Below are 18,964 nucleotides of genomic sequence, written 5' to 3'. Positions count from 1 at the left end.
GCACGGCGATGCGCCCGGCCGGGGGCCGGACAGGGGAGGGGCCGGATGCCTTTCCCCGGCGACAGCACCCGGCCCACACGGGCAGAGTGCCGCCCCGTGTCCGCTCCGAATCCGTCCGCGTCCTCCCGGCTCGCGCCCAGGCACTGGGTCGCGCTCGCCGTGAGCGTGTTGCCGCTGGTGCTCTACGCCGCGCTCTCCCTCCGCGAGGGCGACCTGCCGCTGTACTTCCGGACGGCCCGCGCGTTCCTGGACGGCGCGACCCCCAACCGCGACTTCCGCTTCGAGTACCCGCCCTACGCGCTCCTGTGGTTCGTGCCCGCGACGTGGGCGGGTGGCGACCTGCGCGGGTTCATCCTCGCGTTCGGCCTCCAGCTCACGCTCTTCGACGCGTTCATCAAGTGGCTCCTGCTGTCCGAAGGGGTGCGCCGGTGGGGCACGTCCTGGCGTGCGTGGGCGCCGCTCGCGGCGTACTTCGTCGTCAGCTGGATCCAGAGCGTGCACTACCTCAAGCGCTACGACGTCATCCCCGCCGCGCTCGCGCTGGCCGCGCTGGTGGCCCTGATGCGCCGCCGTGAAGGCTGGGCCGGCGCGGCGTTGGCGGTGGGCACCGTCACCAAGCTCTACCCGGCGGTCCTCGTGCCGCTGGCCCTGGCGGTGTGCTGGCGTCGGGGCGCGAAGCCGACACGGGCCCTGCTCACGGGCCTGGTCGCGGGCGTGCTGCCGCTGGTGCCGCTGAGCTTCGTGTGGCCGTGGTGGCAGTTCGCGTCCTTCCACGTCGAGCGGGGCCTCCAGGTGGAGGCCTTCTCCGCGGGCCTGCTCTGGGCCGCGCACCAGCTGGGCCTCGCCCAGGCCCAGTGGGTCCACGCCCCCGCCTCCTACGAGCTGCACGGCGCGGACGCGGAAGGGGTCCGCGCCGTCACCCGCCAGCTCTGGGTCGCGGGCTCGCTGCTGGCCGCGGCGGTGTCCGTGCGCGCCGCCTGGCGCAGGCCTCCGGTGCACATCGAGGACCTGGCCCGGCTGGCGCTGGTGCCGCTCACGGCCTTCGTCATCCTCAACCCGGTGCTCAGCCCGCAGTACCTCATCTGGCTCACCGGGGCCGCCGCGCTCGCGCTGCTCTCCGGCAGGGTGGGGCCGTCCGTCGTGCTGCTGGTGGCCGCGGCGATGACTCGCGGCCTCTTCGCGGGCAGCACCTACAGCAAGGGCTTCCAGCCGCCGTACACGCTGCTGCTCCTCGTGCGCAACGCGATGGTGCTGGGCGCGGGAGTCGCCTGGGCCCGCGAGACGTGGCGCGCCGGGACCCCCACGCCATCCAGCGAGCCGGCCCGGGGCGGCGTGTCCCAGGCCGACGCCTGACGCCGCGGGGCGAGGCTCACTGCTCCTTGAACTCGCGGCCCAGCACGCGCTGCTTGCGCATGCGGCTGAGCGCGCTCAGCGTGATGGACGGGATGAGCATGGGCCCAATGCGCGCCAGCATGGACCAGGTCCACCACCAGTAGTTGGTGGCGATGGCGTCCTCCACGGTGAGTACGCGGTGCCACCAGCCATACGGCAGGTAGAGGATTTCCCCGGCCTCCAGCACGAAGTCGTAGTCCGGGACGTGGCCGCCGGGCAGTTGATCCGCGCGGCCGCCGTCCGGTGCCAGGTCGTACGCGCTCATCACCGACCAGACGTGGCCCAGCTTCGAGGGCCGCAGCTCCTTGTCCCGCTTGGGCGAGTAGAGCTGCCACTGCTTGCGGCCCACCATCACCGCGTGCAGGTTGTGCGCGCGGTCCAGGTGCAGCTGGGTGAAGCAGCCCTTGGGCCCCATGAAGAAGAGCTGCTCGGTGAGCCGGTGCGGGACGTCGTAGTCCTGGAAGCGCACGTCGCCGCGCAGCTGGGGGAGGATGCGGAACAGGTCGTTGCCAATGAGGTAGCCCGCGTCCCGCGCGTCCGGGCCCTTCACCGTCTGGACGTAGTCGCGCAGCTTCGCCTCGCGCACCCGGCCCACGCGCTCCACGCCACCGCCGTCCTTGCGGCTGTAGCGCAGCCACTCCACCGGGACGCGCGTCTCCCCTAGTTCCCTGGCGAACCAGTCGAAGGTCCACTGCTTCGCGGCGGGCCAGTCCTTCATGGCCTCCGTGAGGATGACGGGCTTGTCGTCGGCTTCGAGCCCGTCGAAGAAGCCCCGCCGGTCGCTGGCCGGCAGCGGCCTTCTCTCCGGCGCCCGCGCGGTGGAGCCGGCGAGGGGCGTCGCGGCGCTCATGACGCCTCCGGAGCGGGCGTGCCCTGGGCGCCGGTGCGCTGCAGCCGTTCGAAGTTGTCGTCGATGCCGTGGCGCACGTCCGCCAGCATGTGGATCTCGAACTCCTGGTAGGCGAACGACGGCCAGGCACGCAGCAGCGACAGCAGCGCTTCGTGGGAGTCCGCGTTGATGATGCAGAGCCCCATCTTGGGCAGGACGTAATAGGCGCAGTCCATGGTGCGGTCCATGAGGCGGGCCTCCACCCACGCGCGCACCGAACGGTTGAGCGCGACGGGATCCGGCGGCTGGACGCCGGAGGGACGGTCCTTGACGTAGACGAGGTACTTCATCGGTGTGTCTCCTGGGAAGACGGGAGGGAAGAAGCAGGGCGTTTCACGAGGCTCCTGCGCAGGTTCTGGATGAGCCCGCGCGGGGTGTTTCGCAGGAAGAAGTGGTCGCCCAGGAACGTCTGGGTGGAAAAGGGGCCGGTGCTGAGCTCGCGCCAGGCCAGCGTGGCGTCCTCTGGGACGTAGTCGTCGAAGCCCCGGAAGGCGGACAGCGGACACGTCAGCGGCGGGCCTGGCGTGAAGCGGTAGGACTCGCACAGGGCGGTGTCCGCCAGCAGCGTGCCGCGCATCAGCGACAGCATCTCCTCCGCCATCTCCCCGGACAGGGACAGCGCCGAGCCCAGGCGCCGCGCCTCGGCCACGTCGATGTCGTGGGTGGACGGGGTGGCCGGTGCGGACTGGAGCGTCTGGGGGGCGCGGTAGCTGGCGACGAAGAGGTGCAGCGGCTGGGGCAGCCCCCGCGCGCGCAGGGTGCGCGAGAGCTCGAAGGCGAGCAGCGCGCCCATGCTGTGCCCGAAGAGCGCGAAGGGCTTGTCCGGGTGCCCGGCGATGACGTCCACCAGCAGGTCCATCATCCGGGGCAGCTCGCGCAGGGGTGGCTCGCGCAGCCGGTTCTCCCGGCCGGGCAGTTGCACCGGGCAGACCTCGATGTCCGCCCCCATCCCCTTCTGCCAGCCGCGGAAGAGGGACGCGCTGCCCCCCGCGTGCGGCAGGCAGAACAGGCGCACCCCCGCGGACGGAGGAGGCTCGTGGAAGGCCAGGCCTCCGGAAGGCGTCGCCGCGCTCATGGCCGCACCTCCTGCCGGGCGCCAGGGGCCGGGGGACGGGCGGGCGCGCGGAGCACCTGGTGGTACACGGCGAGGTTCGCGGCCACCATGCGCGGCAGGTTGAACACATCCACCACGCGGCGCTGTCCCGTCTCTCCCATGCGGCGGGCGCGGGCGGGGTCCGCGAGCAATTCCAGCAGCGCGGCGGCGAACGCGTCCACGTCCACCTCGCGGGGGCCGCCCGAGGCGCCCGGGTTCACGGGGACGATGAGTCCCGTCTCTCCGGGGATGACAATCTCCGCGGGGCCTCCGGAGTCGGTGACCACGAGGGGCAGGCCGGACGCCATGGCCTCGATGACGGTGTAGCCGAAGGGCTCGTACAGCGAGGGCACCACCGCGATGTCCGCGATGCGGTGGAGCAGCCCCAGCTGGGGACGGGGCAGCTTGCCCAGCAGCTTGATGCGGGGCAGCAGCGGCGCGTAGCGCTGGGACAGCTCCTGCACCATCTGCGTGGATTCGCGTGAGTCGGTTCCGCCCGCGAGCAGGAATCGAACCTCCGGCCGTTTCGCCAGCACCCGCTCCGCCGCGGCGAAGATGGCGCTGATGCCCTTCATCTGATGCAGGCGGCCCGTGTAGAGGACGATGGGGTCCGCTGGCGTGGCCACCGTCGCGCGCAGCCGCGCGTAGTCCTCTGGCGCGTGGGACGGCTTGCGGAAGGGCTCGGCGTCCATGGCGCAGTGGATGGTGTGCAGCAGCGACGCGGGCAGGCCGTACGTCTCCTGGATGAGCCCGCTCATGGACGCGCTCACGGAGATGATGGGCGTGGAGCCGTCGTAGAGGCTGCGCTCCTCCTCCAGGATTTCGGGGTCCGGTGTCTGGCCCCACCAGCGCTCGGCGGGCTCGGAGATGTAGTGGCTGGTGCCCAGAACGGGCACGCCCGCCTCGCGGCCCAGCGCCCGCGCGGCGCGGTGGGTGTGCCACTGGTGGAAGTGGATGAGGTCCGGCTTCGCCTCCCGCAGGCGCTCGCGCGCGGCGCGCAGCAGGTCCTCGTTGAAGAGGCGGATGCCGCCCACGAGCGACAGCTGCGCCGCCTGGGACAGGCTCTCGCGGCTGGGCGGCACCAGGTGCACCGTGAGGCGCGGCTCGCGCAGCACCGCGGGCTCGCCCGGCGTGTACGCGACGACCTCGACCTCGCAGCCCTGCTGGACCAGGCCGCGCGCCAGTTCGTACACGTACGTGCCCACGCCGCCCGCGATGTTGGGCGTGTACTCCATGGCCAGGATGAGCGCCCGGACGGGCGGGGAGTTGGGGGGAACCATGGTGTGCTCTCTCTACGGCGCGCGGCGCGCCGCTTCCTTCCGGGACGTCAGCTCATCCAGCACCCGCAGCAGCGCCGCGACCTCCGGGTCGCCAGGACCGGGGTGGACGCGCTGCTGTTGGACGCGGGCCGCGAGCTTGTGGATGGTGGGGGCCTCGAACAGCGCCTGCAGCGGCAGGGCCGCGCCGAAGGTGTCCCGCAGGCGGCCCACCAGCGTGGTGGCCAGGAGAGAGTGGCCCCCGAGCGCGAAGAAGTCGTCGTGCGCACCCACCGGCCGCACGCCCAGTACCTCCTCCCAAACGCGCGCCAGGGCCCGCTCGTCGTCGGTGGAGGGCGCCACGAACTCCGTGCGGAGCGCCGGGCGCGTGTGGCCCGGGGCCGCGGGCGCTTCCGGGGCCGCGGCCGTCCGCGACTCCATGGGGGCCGGCGCGGACGCGTGCGCGCGCGGGCCATCCGGGGACACCCAGTAGCGCTTGCGCTCGAACGGGTAGGGGGGCAGGGACACGCGCTGACGGGGCACACCCGCGTGCACGGCCGCCCAGTCCACGTCCACGCCCGCCATCCACAGCCGTCCCAGCGCGGTGCGCGCGGCGACCGTGTCCGGCGTCCGCTCCTCCGGGTGCGGCAGGGACGTCACGGCGGTGGCGGGGACGCGCGGTCCGGTCTGCCGCGACGCGAAGGTGGACAGCGTCCGGCCGGGGCCCACCTCCAGCAGGACGTGGCTGGGGCCCAGCGTCTGGAGCGCCGCGGCGAAGCGCACCGGTCGGCGCAGGTGGTTCGCCCATGCGGCGGGGCTCGTCGCCTCCTCGGCTGTCACCCAGGTGCCGGTGACGTTGGACAGGTACGGGATGCGGGGCGGGGACAGCTTCACGCGGCGCACCCGTTCGGTGAAGGGCGCGAGCAGCGGATCCATCATCTCCGAGTGGAACGCGTGCGACGTGTGCAGCGCCCGGTGAACGACGCCGCGCGACTGGAGCCGCGCCTTCAGCCCCTCCACCGCGTCCACCGGCCCCGCGACCACCGTCAGGCCGGGCGCGTTCACCGCCGCCACGGACAGCCGCGCATCCAGCAGCGGGGCCAGCTCCTCCTCGGACAGCGCGACGGAGAGCATGGCGCCCGGGGGCAACTCCTGCATCAGTTGTCCGCGAGCGGCCACCAGGGCCAGCGCGTCCGGCAGGCTGAAGACGCCCGCCAGGCACGCCGCCACGTACTCGCCGATGCTGTGGCCCACCATCGCCTCGGGCCGCACACCCCAGGACATCCACAGCTTCGCCAGCGCGTACTCGAGCGTGAAGAGCGCGGGCTGGGCCAGGCGCGTCTGGCGCAGCTGGGCGGCGGCGGTCTCCTCGTCCTTCGCGGGCGGGTAGAGGACCGTCCGCAGGTCCAGGCCCAGGTGCGGCTGGAGCTTCGCCGCGCACGCGTCCACCTCCGCGCGGAAGGCCCGCTCGCCGTCATACAGGCCCCGCGCCATGCCCACGTGCTGCGAGCCCTGGCCGGGGAACATGAAGACGGTGCCGCGTCGCGAGCGCTCCTCGAACTCCGTGAGCCACCGCGACGGATCCGCGAGGGCGGCCAGCGCGTCCTCGCGGCCCTGGCACACCACGGTCCGGCGGTGCGCATGGCGCCGACGGCCCACCTGGAGGGTGTTCGCCACGTCCCCCAGTGCGAGCCCGGGGTGCGCGCGCAGGTGCTCCGCCAGCCGCTCCGTCTGCGCCGTCAGCGCAGTGGCCGTGCGCGCCGACAGCACCAGCAGCTCCGGCGCATGCGGGGCTGGGGCCGAGGCATGGACGCGCGCCGGGGGCTCCTCCAGGATGACGTGGGCGTTGGTGCCGCCCATGCCGAAGCTGCTCACGCCCGCGCGGCGGGGGCCGTGGCCCGGGGCCTTCCACTCGCGCAGCGCCGTGTTGACGTAGAAGGGGCTCTTCTCCCAGGGGATGTTGGGGTTGGGCGTGTCGCAGTTCAGGCTGGGCGGCAGCTTGCGGTGCTTGAGCGCGAGCGCCGCCTTGATGAGCCCCGCGACGCCCGCGGCCGCGTCCAGGTGGCCCACGTTCGCCTTGAGCGAGCCCAGCGCGCAGGTGCGCGGCCCCGCCTCGTCGCCGAAGGCACGTGAGAGGGCCTGGACCTCGATGGGGTCGCCCAGCGGCGTGCCCGTGCCGTGGGCCTCCACGTAGCCGATGCTGCCGGCGGACACGCCCGCGTTGCCCAGGGCCTCGGAGATGACGGAGGCCTGGCCCTCCACGCCCGGGGCGGTGTAGCCCACGCGCGCGCCGCCGTCGTTGTTCACCGCGGAGCCGCGGATGATGGCGTGGATGGGGCTGCCGCTCGCCAGCGCGTCCTCCAGCCGCTGCAGCGCCACGACCCCCGCGCCGCTGCCGAAGACGATGCCGCGCGCGTGCGCGTCGAAGGGCCGGCAGTGGCCGTCCGGGGAGAGGATGCCGCCCTCCACGTAGCGGTAGCCGCCCTGGATGCCCAGGTTGATGGACACGCCGCCCGCGAGCGCCACGTCACATTCGTGGTTGAGCAGGCTCTGACACGCGACGTGCACCGCGACGAGCGACGTGGAACAGGCGCTCTCCACGTTGAAGCTGGGACCGCGCAGGTCCAGCTTGTAGGAGGCGCGCGTGGTGAGGAAGCTGCCCGCGTTGCCCAGGTTGAGCTGGAGCGGATCCGCCGTGCGCATCAGCTCCGAGTTGCCCAGCAGGTTCAGCACCAGGTAGGTGCTCAGGGCCTGGCCGCCGAAGACGCCCACCAGCGTGTCCTCCGGCGGGGCCGCGTGGCCACAGTCCTCCAGGGCCTCCAGCGCGCACTCCAGGAAGAGGCGGTGCTGCGGGTCCATCAGCTCCGCCTCGCGCGGCGTGTAGCCGAAGAACGCCGCGTCGAAGCCGGCGACGTCCTCCAGCCGCGAGGCCACCGGGATGAAGTGCGGGTCCGCCAGGGCCGCCGGGGACGCGCCCGCCTTGAGCGCGTCCTCGGCCGTCAGCGGCTCGATGGACTCCACGCCGTCGCACACGTTGCGCCAGAACTCCTCCAGGGAGCGGGCCCCCGGGAAGCGTCCGGCCATGCCGACGATTGCGATCTCCGTACCTGTCAGGGTCTGGGACACGGGCGGTGTTCCTTGGAAGGGCTTCAGCGGCTGGTGGGACGGCGCTGCTGCATCTGTTCGCGGCGGCGTGCACCGCGCCCGCGCCGGTCATGGGTTGCGGGCGCGGCCGACGCCTGGGGCGTGAGCAGCCGGGCCATGGCACCCAGGGTGGGGTTCTCGAAGAGGGCCACGACGGGCAGGTCCCGGTCGAAGCGACGCTTCACTTCGTGGATGACCTTCAGGCCGATGAGCGAGTTGCCCCCCAGCTCGAAGAAGTTCTCGTGCAGGCCCACCTGCTCCAGGCCCAGCAGGCGCTGCCAGATTTCCATCAGCGCCTGCTCGGCGTCGTCCAGGCGGACGGGGGCCTCGCCCGGGGCCGCGTCGCTGGCCGCCCCGCCCATCAGCGTGTCCAGCAGCGCCGCGCTGCTGGCGATGGCCGCGCCCAGGTCCCGCGTGGAGACGACGACGCTGGGGCTGGGGTGGGTGAGGACGCGCTCGAAGACGTCCACGCCCTCCGCGGACGTCAGCGCGTGCGCGAGCGTTGCGTCGCGAAGGCCCCGCGCCGCGTCCGGCAGCGCGGTGGAGACGGCCTGGCCCACCTCGCGCCAGGTGTCCCAGCCCAGCGACAGCACCTTCGCGTCCCCCTGCAGGGCGGCGTGGTGGGCGAAGGCGTCCTGGAAGCTGCACGCGGCGCAGTGGTCGATCTGCCCGGGCTCGGCCGTGTACGCGGTGCGGGACGAGCAGAGCAGCAAGAAGTCGAGCGGCACGCCCCGCAGCAGCTCATGCAGCACCCACGTCCCCAGCACCTTGGGGCGCAGCACGCCCTCCACGGCGTCACGGGTGCGCAGCTGGGCCAGGCCTCCGGCGGGCACGCCCGCGGCGTGGATGACGCCATGCGGAGGGCCGAACGCCTCGCGCGTTCGGTGGAGCACCCGCGCCATCTGCTCGGAGGACCCCACGTCCGCCTGAAGCACCAGCACCTCCGCGCCCAGGGCCTCCAGGGCCTGCACCTGACGGATGCGCTTCGCCGTCGCGTCGTCGCTGGCGGAGGACGCGAGCCAGCCGTCCCACGACGCCCGCTCCGGCAGGGCGTTGCGGCCCACCAGCACCAGCCGCGCCTGCACCTGCCGCGCGAGGTGCTCCGCGAGCACCAGGCCGATGCCGCCCAGGCCGCCGGTGATGAGGTACGTGCCCCGGGCGCGCAGGCGGGACGGCGCGCCCGTGGCGGGGGCCTCCAGCCGGGCCGGCTCGAAGGTCTGCTCCCACCGGTAGGCGCCGCGCAGCGCCGTGACGCCGTTGGCGGGCGTCGCGGACACCTCCACGACCAGGCGCGCGGCCAGGGCCTGGTGCGCGTCCGGGCTGACGGCGGGCTCCACGTCGATGGCCTGACACGTGAGGCCCCTCACCTCGTGGGGCAGCACGCGACAGGCCCCCAGCACGGTGGCCTTGGCGGGGGTGAGCAGCTCGTGGCCGGTGACCGCCTGCACGCCCGTGGTCACCACCGTGAGGTGCACCGGCCCGCGCGAGCCGCGGCCCTCCAGGGCCTGCGCCAGGAACAGCAGGCTGTGCAGGCCCATGCGCTGGGCGTGCTCCACGCCCGCCGTGTCCGGGCTGGCCGCGTCCGCGCCCCACAGGTGGATGACGCGCGCCAGGGGCTCGCCGTCCTCGTCCAGCGCGGCCACCAGCGCCGCGTAGGTCTCCGCGCGGTCGGGGTCCACCTCGAAGGTGCCGTCCTCGTGACGGAGGAAGCCGGTGCCCGGCCGCACGCGGACGACGTGGCCGCCGTCCTGCGTGAGCCGCGCCGCCAGCGCGTCACCCAGCCCGCCCGCGTCGGTGAAGACGAGCCAGGCCGGGGCGTTCGCGGCGGCGGCCGGGGGCGGGGCCACCGTCCGCTTCCACGACGGCAGGTAGAACCACTGCGCCCGGTCCTCGCGGCGCTCGAGCGGCGCGGGCGCGCTGACGGCCACGCCCTCCGCGCGCGGCTCCAGCCAGTGCCGCTTGCGCTCGAAGGGATAGGTGGGCAGCACCACGCGCCGCCGCTCCTCGTGCTGGGAGAGCCGACGCCAGTCCACGGCCACGCCCGCGACCCACAGGCGGCCCAGCGTCGTCAGGGCGAAGCGCAGGTCGGAGCCCGGCTCACGCGGGGCGCGCATGGACGTGAGGACCACCGTGGGCTGGCCGCGCTCCACCTGGAGCCGCGCGAGCGACCCCAGCGTGCGGCCGGGGCCCACCTCCAGCAGGACGCGCGCCGGATCCTCCAGCAGGGTGCGCACGCCCTGCCCGAAGCGCACGGTCTGCCGCAGGTGCCGCACCCAGTACGCGGGGCTCTGGGCCTCCTCGGCCGTCAGCCAGGTGCCCGTCACGCCGGACACGACGGGCAGCTTCGGGGGATTCAATTCCAGCCGGCCCACGCACGACGCGAACGCCGGGAGGATGGTGTCGATGAGGTGCGAGTGCGCGGCAACGTCGATGTGCACGCGCCGGTGCTCGACGCCCCGGGCGGCGAGGTCCGCCACCAGCGCGTCCACCGACGCGTTGTCGCCGGCCACCACGCACTGCGATGGCGCGTTGACCGCGGCCAGCGACAGGTTCGCGCCCAGCAGCGGGCGGACCTCCTGCTCCGGCAGGGCCACGCTCACCATGCCGCCGGGGGGCAGCTGTTCGAACAGTCGGCCGCGCTCCGTGACGAGCGCCAGGGCGTCCTCCAGCGAGAACACGCCCGCGAGGCACGCGGCCACGTACTCGCCCATGCTGTGGCCAATGAGGGACTCGGGCTGGATGCCCCAGGACTCCCACAGCCGTCCCAGCGCGTACTCCACGCTGAAGAGCGCGGGCAGCCCCACGGACGGCCGCGGCAGCGGGGCCCCGCCGTCCGCGTCGCCCGCGGGGTAGAGGACGGCGCGCAGCGACGGACCTCCCAGGCGGGTGAGGATGGCGGCGCACGCGTCGAAGGCCTCGCGGAACGCGTCCTCCGTTTCGTACAGCTCCTGTCCCATGCGCAGGTGCTGGGCGCCGCCGCCCGGGAAGAGGAACGTGACGGCGCGCCCGCCGTCCCGGGCCTCGCCGGTGTGCACGTGCTCCGGATCCACGTCCGCGAGCAGCTGGACCGCGTCCTCCCGGTCCGCGCAGACCAGCACCCGCCGCCTCGCGAAGGCCTTGCGGCCCACCTGGAGCGTGTACGCCACGTCCGCCAGGTCCTGGCCGGGGGCCGCCTCCAGGTGCGCGCCCAGGTTGTGCGTCAGCGCGTCCAGCGCGCCCGGCGTCCGGGCGGACAGGGGCAGCAGCTTCCACGCCCGGGACGGCCCGGACGCAGGACGCGCGGGGGCCTGCTCCAGCAGGGCGTGCGCGTTGGTGCCCCCGATGCCGAACGAGCTGACGCCCGCGCGGCGCGGGGCCCCCGCGGTGTCCCACGTCTTCAGCTCCGCGTTGACATAGAAGGGGTTGTCCTCCCAGGAGATGTTGGGGTTGGGCGTGCGGAAGTGCAGCGTGGGCGGGATGCGCCCGTGCTCGACCACCAGCGCCGTCTTGATGAGGCCCGCCACGCCCGCCGCCGCGTCCAGGTGGCCGATGTTGGACTTCACCGACCCCAGCGCGCAGAAGCCATGGGCCTGCGTCCCCGCGCGAAAGGCGGTGGTGAGGGCGGAGACCTCCACCGGGTCGCCCAGCAGGGTGCCGGTGCCGTGCGTCTCCACGTAGCCCACCGTGTCCGGCGTCACGTCCGCCAGCGCGTGCGTCCGGGCGATGACCTCCGCCTGGCCCTCGGCGCTGGGCGCGGTGAAGCCCAGCTTCGCCGCGCCGTCGTTGTTGATGGCGGTGGCGCGGATGACGGCGTGGATGGGGCTGCCGTCCGCGAGCGCGTCCGACAGCCGCTTGAGCACCACCACGCCCACGCCGCTGCCGAAGAGGGTGCCCTGTGCCTGCGCGTCGAAAGGGCGGCAGTGGCCGTCCGGTGACGCGATGCCGCCCGCCTGGTGCACGTAGCCGGTGCGCTGCGGGACGTCCACGGACACGCCGCCCGCGATGGCCACGTCGCACTGGAAGCCGAGCAGCGCCTGACACGCCAGGTGGGTGGCGACGAGCGACGTGGAACAGCCCGTCTGCACGTCCAGCGCCGGGCCCTTCAGGTCCAGGTGGTACGCCAGCCGCGTGGCGAGGAAGTCCTTGTCGTTGCCAATCATCACCTGGAAGGCCTCCTCCGAGGTGAGCAACTCCGGGTGCGTGCGCAGGTTGAAGAGCAGGTACGTGCTGAGGCTGGTGCCCGCGAAGACGCCCACCGAGCGCGAGTCGCCCTCCAGCCCGTGCGCGGACCGCTCCAGCGCCTCCCACGCGCACTCCAGGAAGAGGCGGTGCTGCGGATCCATCAACAGGGCCTCGCGCGGCGAGTAGCCGAAGAAGGACGCGTCGAACTGGTCCACGCCGTCCAGCACCGCGCCCGCGCGCACGAAGCCCGGCTCCTTCAGCCGCTCCGGCGGCACGCCCCGGGCCTTCAGTTCCTCGTCGGTGAAGTGACGGATGCCCTCCACGCCCGCGCAGAGGTTGCGCCAGAAGGCGTCCACGTCCGGGGAGCCCGGAAAGCGTCCGGCCATTCCGACAATGGCGATGAGCAGGTCGTTGCCCTCATCCAGGGTGGTTTCGTTCATGGCGTGGGTGGGCGCCTCCACGGGAGGAGGGCGCGGGGAGCGGGAGGTGGAACCAAGACGGGGATCTAGGGGGCCGCGCGCGACATGAAAGCGCGGTCCCCTGTGGCGAAAGGGGCCGGGCTAGCGCCGGTCCCGCTGACGCTGGCGGCGGAGGCTCTCCATCTGCCGCCGCGCGCGGTCCTGCGCGGCCTCCACCGGCTGGTTCTTCGGGGTGGAGGGCTGGCGCAGATAGCGCGCCAGGGCGCTGATGGTCGGGTGCTCCAGCAGCTTCAGCAGGGGCAGGTCCTGGCCCAGCGCCGTCTTGAGCCGCGTGTGCACCTGCACCATGAGCAGCGAGTGGCCGCCCAGGTCGAAGAAGTTGTCGTGCACGCCCACCTGGTCCACGCGGAGGACTTCGCGCCACACCGCCGCGACCTGCTCCTCCACCTGTCCCTGCGGAGCCACGTACGCGGCCTTCACGGCGCGCGCCTGCGTGGGGGCCGGCAGGGCCTGGCGGTCCGCCTTGCCGTTGGGCGTCAGCGGCAGCACGTACAGGGGCACCACCAGCGACGGCACCATGTGCTCCGGCAGCCGGCGCGCCACGAAGTCCCGCAGCGTGGCGGGGTCCGCCTCCTGCCCTGGGTTCGCGACGACGTAGGCGACGAGGCGCACGTCACCGGGGACGTCCTCGCGCGCCACCACCACGGACTCGCGCACGGACGGGTGCGCGGTCAGGGCCGCCTCCACCTCGCCGGCCTCGATGCGGAAGCCGCGCACCTTGAGCTGGAAGTCCACGCGGCCCAGGAACTCCACCGTGCCGTCCGCGCGCCAGCGCACCCGGTCCCCGGTGCGGTACATGCGCGCGCCGGGCTCCTCCCCGAAGGGGTCGGGCACGAAGCGCTCCGCGGTGAGGGCCGGCCGGTGCAGGTAGCCGCGCACCACGCCCGCGCCGCTGATGTAGAGCTCCCCGGGCACGCCCACCGGCACCGGCGCCTTGCGCGCGTCGAGCACGTAGAAGCGCGTGCGCGTGAAGGGCGAGCCGATGGACGCCACCGCGCCGGCCTCCGCGTCCGACACGCGGTGGGTGGAGGACCAGACGGTGGTCTCCGTGGGGCCGTACATGTTGAGCAGCGCCGCGTCCGGCGACAGCGCCTGCTTGAGCGACGTGGCCAGCGCGGTGGGCAGGGCCTCTCCGCCCACCATCATCCGGCGCACGCTGCCCAGGGCCTCCTGGGGGGCCGCGTCCGCCAGCAGGGTCCGCGCCAGGGACGGGGTGCACTGCAGGTGGGTGATGGCGTGCTCGCGCAGCCGCTCCGCCAGGGGCTTCCCGGTGCCGGTCCGCCGGCCGTCGCGGTCGCTCCGGGCCTTCACCTCGTGCAGCCGGGGCAGGCTCGCGAGCACCGTGTCGGTAGGGATGCCGAAGTCGATGAGGCAGCCCACCTCGTCCACGCCGCCCGCGCGCAGCTGCTCCACGCGCTCGCGCACGCCGCGCGGCGTTCCGAAGAGGCCGCTCGTCTCGAAGTAGCGCTCGAAGGCGTGGCCCGCCAGCCGCTCCAGGTCCGCTTCCGTGGCCGCGTCCATGTCCACGCCCAGCGTGCGGCCCAGGCCGCGCATCAGGTCCGCGGAACTCTTGAGGTAGTTTCGGAACGGGCGCTCCGCCGCCGCGCGCACCGCGCCCGCGTCCTCCCCGATGAAGCTATGCAGCATGAGGGTGACGTGGCCGTCGCCCGGGTGGCCCGCGCCGCGCCACGCGTCGCGGTAGAGCGACAGCTTCTGCTCCAGGTCATCCCACGACTGGCCCAGCAGGTGGGTGAGGACGCGGCAGCCCAGCCGGCCCGCGGTGACGAAGGTGTCCGGGTTGCCGGCCGCGGTGAGCCACACCGGCAGCTCCGCCTGCACGGGCCTGGGCCGCAGCGTGACGTCCACCTGCGCGCCCCCGCCGCCGGGCATGCGCAGCGTCTCGCCGCGCCACAGCCGGCGCACGGTGTCCAGCCCCTCCATCATCTGCTCGCGCCGCCGCGCGTACGCATCCGGCGCGAAGACGAAGTCATTGGCGTGCCAGCCCGACGCCACGGAGATGCCCGCGCGGCCCCGCGAGAGGTTGTCCACCAGGGACCAGTCCTCCGCCACGCGCACCGGGTGGTGGAGCGGGAGCACCACGCTGCCCGCGCGGATGCCCACCCGCTCGGTGACGGCGGCGATGGCGGCGCCGGCGACGGCGGGGTTGGGGTACAGGCCGCCGAAGGCGTGGAAGTGCCGCTCCGGCGTCCACACCGCCGTGAAGCCCTGGCGGTCCGCGAACCTGGCGCCCTCCAGCAGCAGCCGGTAGCGGTCCGCGCCGGAGCCGCCGTCCGCGTCGTCCGCGAAGTAGAAGAGGCTGAACTCCAGCGGCTTGCGGCGCGTGGCGGACGCGCGCGAGGGGGCCTTCAGCACCGCGTCCTCGCCCTGCACCACGACCTTGAAGCCGCGCGTGAGCGTCCACAGCAGCTCCAGCACGGAGATGTCGAAGGAGATGCTGGTGACGGCCAGCCACGAGCCGGCGGGGGAGGGGCCCACGCGCGCGTCCATGGCGGTGAAGAAGTTGTCCACCGCGCCGTGGGGCACCATCACGCCCTTGGGCCTGCCGGTGGAGCCGGAGGTGTAGATGACGTAGGCCAGGTCGCCCGGGCCCACGCGCACGGAGGGGCCGCCCCGCGCGTGCGCCGGGGCCGGAGCCTCCGGGCCGTCCAGGCACACCACGGGCAGCCCGGCGGTGGGCAGCAGCTCCGCCAGGTGCGCCTGGGTGAGGAGCAGCGCGGCGCGCGAGTCCTCCAGCACGTACGTCAGGCGCTCGCGCGGGTAGTCGGGGTCCAGCGGCACGTAGGCCGCCCCGGCCTTGAGCACGCCCAGCATGGCCACCACCATGCTCGCGGAGCGCTCCACGCACAGGCCCACGCGCGACTCCGGGCCCACGCCGCGCTCCCGCAGGCGCCAGGCCCACGCGTCGCTGCGCGCGTCCAGCTGCGCGTAGGTGAGCGCCTCGTCGTCGCCCACCACGGCCACCGCGTCCGGCGTGCGCGCGGCCTGCGCCCGGAACTGGCCGGGGATGCTCACGTCCGTGGCGGCGTCCGGGGGCGGGGTGAAGTCGTTCCAGTCGCGCAGCACGGTGCGCGCCTCGTCCGGCGTGAGCAGCGGCAGGTCCGCCACGCTCGCGCCGGGAGCGCCCACGGCCGCGCGAAGCAGCCGCTCCAGGTGGCTGGACAGCCGCGCCACGGTGGCGGGCTCGAAGAGGTCGGTGCGGTACTCCAGCGCGCCCTCCAGGCCCGCGGGCGTCTCCGCCAGGGACAGCTGGAGGTCGAACTTCGCCGTGCCCTCCACCGCGCCGTCAGGCACCGGCAGCACGGGCCGCCACGTCATGCCGGGCACGTCCAGGTCCGTGGGGGGCAGGGCCTCCAGCAGGAGGTTCGTCTGGAAGAGCGGGTTGTCGGCGCCGCGCACCGCGCGCGAGGCGCCCACCACCTCCTCGAAGGGCAGCTCCGCGTTCGCCAGCGCCTCGTGGAAGGTGCGCCGCGTGCGCGCGAGCAGCTCGCGGAACGAAGGCGCCCCGGACACGTCACAGCGCAGCACCAGGGTGTGGGCCAGGAAGCCCACCACGTCGCGGAGGCCCGGGCGCTCGCGCTGGGACACGACGGTGCCCAGCCCGAAGTCCTCCTGGCCGCTGTAGCGCGACATGAGCGCCGCCCACGCCGCCGCCAGCGTGACGAAGAGCGTGCACCCCTCCTCGCGGCCCACCGCCTTCACGCGCTCCACCAGGTCGCGGGGCAGGGTGAGCCGGTGCAGCGCCCCCTGGAAGCCGGGCGTCCGGGGCCGCGCGTGGTCCGCGGGCAGCTCCAGCCGGGGCATGCCCTGGAGCCGGCGCGCCCAGTACTCGCGCTGCGCGTCCAGCAGCGGCCCCCACGCGTGCTGCCACCGGGCGACATCCGGGTATTGCAGCGCGACGGGCTTGAGCGCGTCGGACGTGCCGGACACCCGGGCGCGGTAGAGCGAGGCCAGCTCGCGGGCCAGCACGCCGGTGGACCAGCCGTCCGTGATGATGTGGTGCTGGGTCATCAGGAGGACGTGCTCCTGGTCCTCCAGCGTCACCAGCGCGGTGCGCAGCAGCGGGCCGGCGTCCAGCGCGAACGGCTCCTGCGCCTGGGCCAGCGCCAGCTCGCGCAGCCTCGCGTCCTGCTCCGCGGCGGGCCGCCCGCGCAGGTCGGTGCGCGGCAGCGCCACGGCCCCCACGGGCTGGACCTCCGCGTGCGGCTGTCCGCCGGCTTCCAGGAAGCGCGTGCGCAGCACCGCGTGCCGCGCGACCAGCGACTCCAGCGCGTGGCGCAGCGCCGGCTCGTCCAGCGGGCCCGACAGCCGCAGCTGGAAGTGGACGTGGTACAGCGGCGTGCCCGGCACCAGCCGGTCCAGGAACCACAGGCGCTGCTGGCCGGGGGACAGCGGCAGGGGGCCCTCCAGCGCTCCGGCCTGGAGGGGCGGCAGGTGGCGCGCGCGGTCGCCCGCGTCCAGCAGCTGCTCCGCGCAGTCCTTCAGCGTGGGGTGCTGCCACAGGAAGGCGACCGGCAGCGGCGCGCCCAACGCCGCCTCCAGCTCGCCGTGCAGCTCCAGCGCCATCAGGGAGTCCAGTCCCAGGCTGGCCAGCGCCGCGTCGGAGCGCACCTGTCCCGGTGACATCCCCAGCTGGCGCGCCACCGCGCCGCGCAGCGCCTCCTCGACGCGCGCGCGGCGCTCGGGCCCGGACGTCGACAGGGCCTCGCTCAGCGACACGGCGGGGACCCCGGGCACGTCCGCGCCTGTCACGATGGACGAACCCACCACCTCCAGCTCCCCCGCGAGGTAGCCGTCGCGGCAGGCCCGGCGCTGGATCTTCCCGCTGGACGTCTTCGGGATGCTGCGCGCCTGGAGCAGCACCAGTCCGTGGGCGTGCACCGCGTGCTCCTCGGCCAGCGCCCGGCGGACGGCGTCCACCACGGCCGCCGCGTCGAAGTCATCGCGCGCGTCGACCTCGGCGGTCACCACCAGCCGCTCCTCGCCCGCCTCCTCCACGCTGAAGGCGGCCACGCAGCCCGGACGCACCGCGCGGTGCGCGCGCTCCACGGACTGCTCCAGGTCCTGGGGATAGAGGTTGCGGCCCCGGATGATGATGAGGTCCTTGAGCCGGCCGGTGACGAACAGCTCTCCGTCCGCGCCCAGGAAGCCCAGGTCCCCCGTGCGCAGCCACGACTCCGCGCTCCCCACCAGCCGCGCGCCGAAGGCCCGCTCCGTCTCCTCCGGCCGGTTCCAGTAGCCCCGGGCCACGCTGGGGCCCGTGGTCCAGATCTCCCCCACCGTCCCGGCGGGACACGTGTCCAGCGTCTCCGGATGCACCACGCGCACCTGGTGCCCTGGCGCGGCGCGCCCGGAGGACACCAGCGACAGCGCGCGGCCGTCCGCCCCCGCGGCCACCGGCCTGCCGCGCGCGACGGAGTCCAGGTCGAAGGCACCGTGCGCGTACGGCTCGCCCTTCGTTCCACCGCTGACGATGAGCGTCGCTTCGGCGAGGCCGTAACATGGATAGAACGCCGTCTTGCGGAACCCACAGCGGGCGAAGGTGTCCGCGAAGCGCTCCAGCGACTCGCGCCGCACCGGCTCCGCGCCGTTGAACGCCAGGTCCCAGCTGGACAGGTCCAGCCGCTCGCGGTCCGCGTCGGTGGCCTTCCGCACGCACAGGTCATACGCGAAGTTGGGCCCGCCGCTGCAGGTGGCGCGGAAGTGCGAGATGGCCTCCAGCCAGCGCAGCGGCCGCTGCAGGAACGCGATGGGCGACATCAGCGTGCACGGGAAGCCCAGGTACAGCGGCTGGAGGACCTTCCCGATGAGGCCCATGTCGTGGAACATGGGCAGCCACCCCATGCCCGACGAGCGCGACGCGTCCAGCCCGAAGCCCCGGGTGATGAGCGCCTCGTTGCTGAGGATGTTGTGGTGGCTCACCTGCACGCCCTTGGGCGTCCCGGTGGAGCCGGACGTGTACTGGAGGAACGCGAGCGAGTCCGCGTCCACGTCGGGCCGCCTCCACTCCGCCGCGCGCGCTTCGGGCACCGCGTCGGTGGCCACCCAGCGCAGCTCCCCGAGCTCCGGGGCCTGCGGGGTGAAGAACTCCGCCATGTCCTGGATGGCCTGCGTGGTGAGCACGTAGCGCGCGCCGCAGTCCCGGGCGATGGCGCGCAGCCGCGGCAGCGTCCGGTCCAGCCGCGTGGGGTCCGGCGGGTAACAGGGCACGGCCACCACGCCGCCGAAGAGACAGCCCATGAAGCCGGCGACGAACTCCAGGCCCGGCGGGTAGAGCAGCAGCGCCCGCTCACCCCGGGCCCCGTCCGCCGCGAGCAGCGCGCCCACCGCGCGCGCCCGCGCATCCAGCCGGGCGTAGCTCCACTCCTCCACGGGCCCGTCCACGTCGCCCGTCTCCAGGAAGCGGTAGAGCAGCTCCTCCCCCTGGGTGCCCGCGCGCGCGCGCAGCAGATCCACGAGCGTGGGGAAGGAGGGCAAAGCGGTGGGACTCCCGGTCATGGAGTGCATGGAACGCTCGGAAGATGGACACGGA

General features: G+C 74.1%; 8 protein-coding genes. 1 reads left to right on the top strand and 7 read right to left on the bottom strand.

Features of this window, described 5'->3' with window-relative positions:
- Positions 1 to 96: 96 nt before the first annotated feature.
- The gene (locus AABA78_RS03510) at positions 97 to 1,353 is read left to right on the top strand and encodes a glycosyltransferase 87 family protein (RefSeq protein ID WP_338261615.1); all 1,257 of its coding nucleotides are present in this window, start codon (positions 97 to 99) and stop codon (positions 1,351 to 1,353) included.
- A 16-nt stretch (positions 1,354 to 1,369) separates the two neighbouring features.
- Here the strand turns inward: AABA78_RS03510 and AABA78_RS03505 are convergent, their stop codons facing one another.
- The 7 genes from AABA78_RS03505 to AABA78_RS03475 all read right to left on the bottom strand — a co-directional run bounded on the left by AABA78_RS03505 (position 1,370) and on the right by AABA78_RS03475 (position 18,930).
- Positions 1,370 to 2,242 carry a cupin-like domain-containing protein gene (locus AABA78_RS03505; RefSeq protein ID WP_338261614.1) on the bottom strand — a complete coding sequence of 291 codons (873 nt, stop codon included), beginning with the start codon at positions 2,240 to 2,242 and terminating at the stop codon, positions 1,370 to 1,372.
- Positions 2,239 to 2,571: a hypothetical protein gene (locus AABA78_RS03500; protein ID WP_338261613.1), complete on the bottom strand. Its 333-nt coding sequence runs from the start codon at positions 2,569 to 2,571 to the stop codon at positions 2,239 to 2,241. Before AABA78_RS03500 ends, AABA78_RS03505 begins: the two co-directional genes overlap by 4 nt.
- Positions 2,568 to 3,356, bottom strand: a complete 789-nt coding sequence (locus AABA78_RS03495; protein ID WP_338261612.1) for a thioesterase II family protein — start codon at positions 3,354 to 3,356, stop codon at positions 2,568 to 2,570. Before AABA78_RS03495 ends, AABA78_RS03500 begins: the two co-directional genes overlap by 4 nt.
- A complete protein-coding gene (locus AABA78_RS03490) occupies positions 3,353 to 4,654 on the bottom strand; it encodes a glycosyltransferase family 4 protein (protein WP_338261611.1) in 1,302 nt (433 codons plus the stop codon). Before AABA78_RS03490 ends, AABA78_RS03495 begins: the two co-directional genes overlap by 4 nt.
- Positions 4,655 to 4,666: 12 nt before the next feature.
- Positions 4,667 to 7,756: a type I polyketide synthase gene (locus AABA78_RS03485; protein ID WP_338261610.1), complete on the bottom strand. Its 3,090-nt coding sequence runs from the start codon at positions 7,754 to 7,756 to the stop codon at positions 4,667 to 4,669.
- Between the two features lie 23 nt (positions 7,757 to 7,779).
- Positions 7,780 to 12,375: a type I polyketide synthase gene (locus tag AABA78_RS03480; protein WP_338261609.1), complete on the bottom strand. Its 4,596-nt coding sequence runs from the start codon at positions 12,373 to 12,375 to the stop codon at positions 7,780 to 7,782.
- A gap of 120 nt (positions 12,376 to 12,495) precedes the next feature.
- Positions 12,496 to 18,930 carry a MupA/Atu3671 family FMN-dependent luciferase-like monooxygenase gene (locus AABA78_RS03475; protein WP_370469444.1) on the bottom strand — a complete coding sequence of 2,145 codons (6,435 nt, stop codon included), beginning with the start codon at positions 18,928 to 18,930 and terminating at the stop codon, positions 12,496 to 12,498.
- Positions 18,931 to 18,964: the final 34 nt, after the last annotated feature.

It is taken from the genome of Corallococcus caeni, assembly GCF_036245865.1.
In the GTDB taxonomy this organism is placed as follows: domain Bacteria; phylum Myxococcota; class Myxococcia; order Myxococcales; family Myxococcaceae; genus Corallococcus; species Corallococcus caeni.
This window is presented reverse-complemented; position numbering and strand designations above follow the sequence as displayed.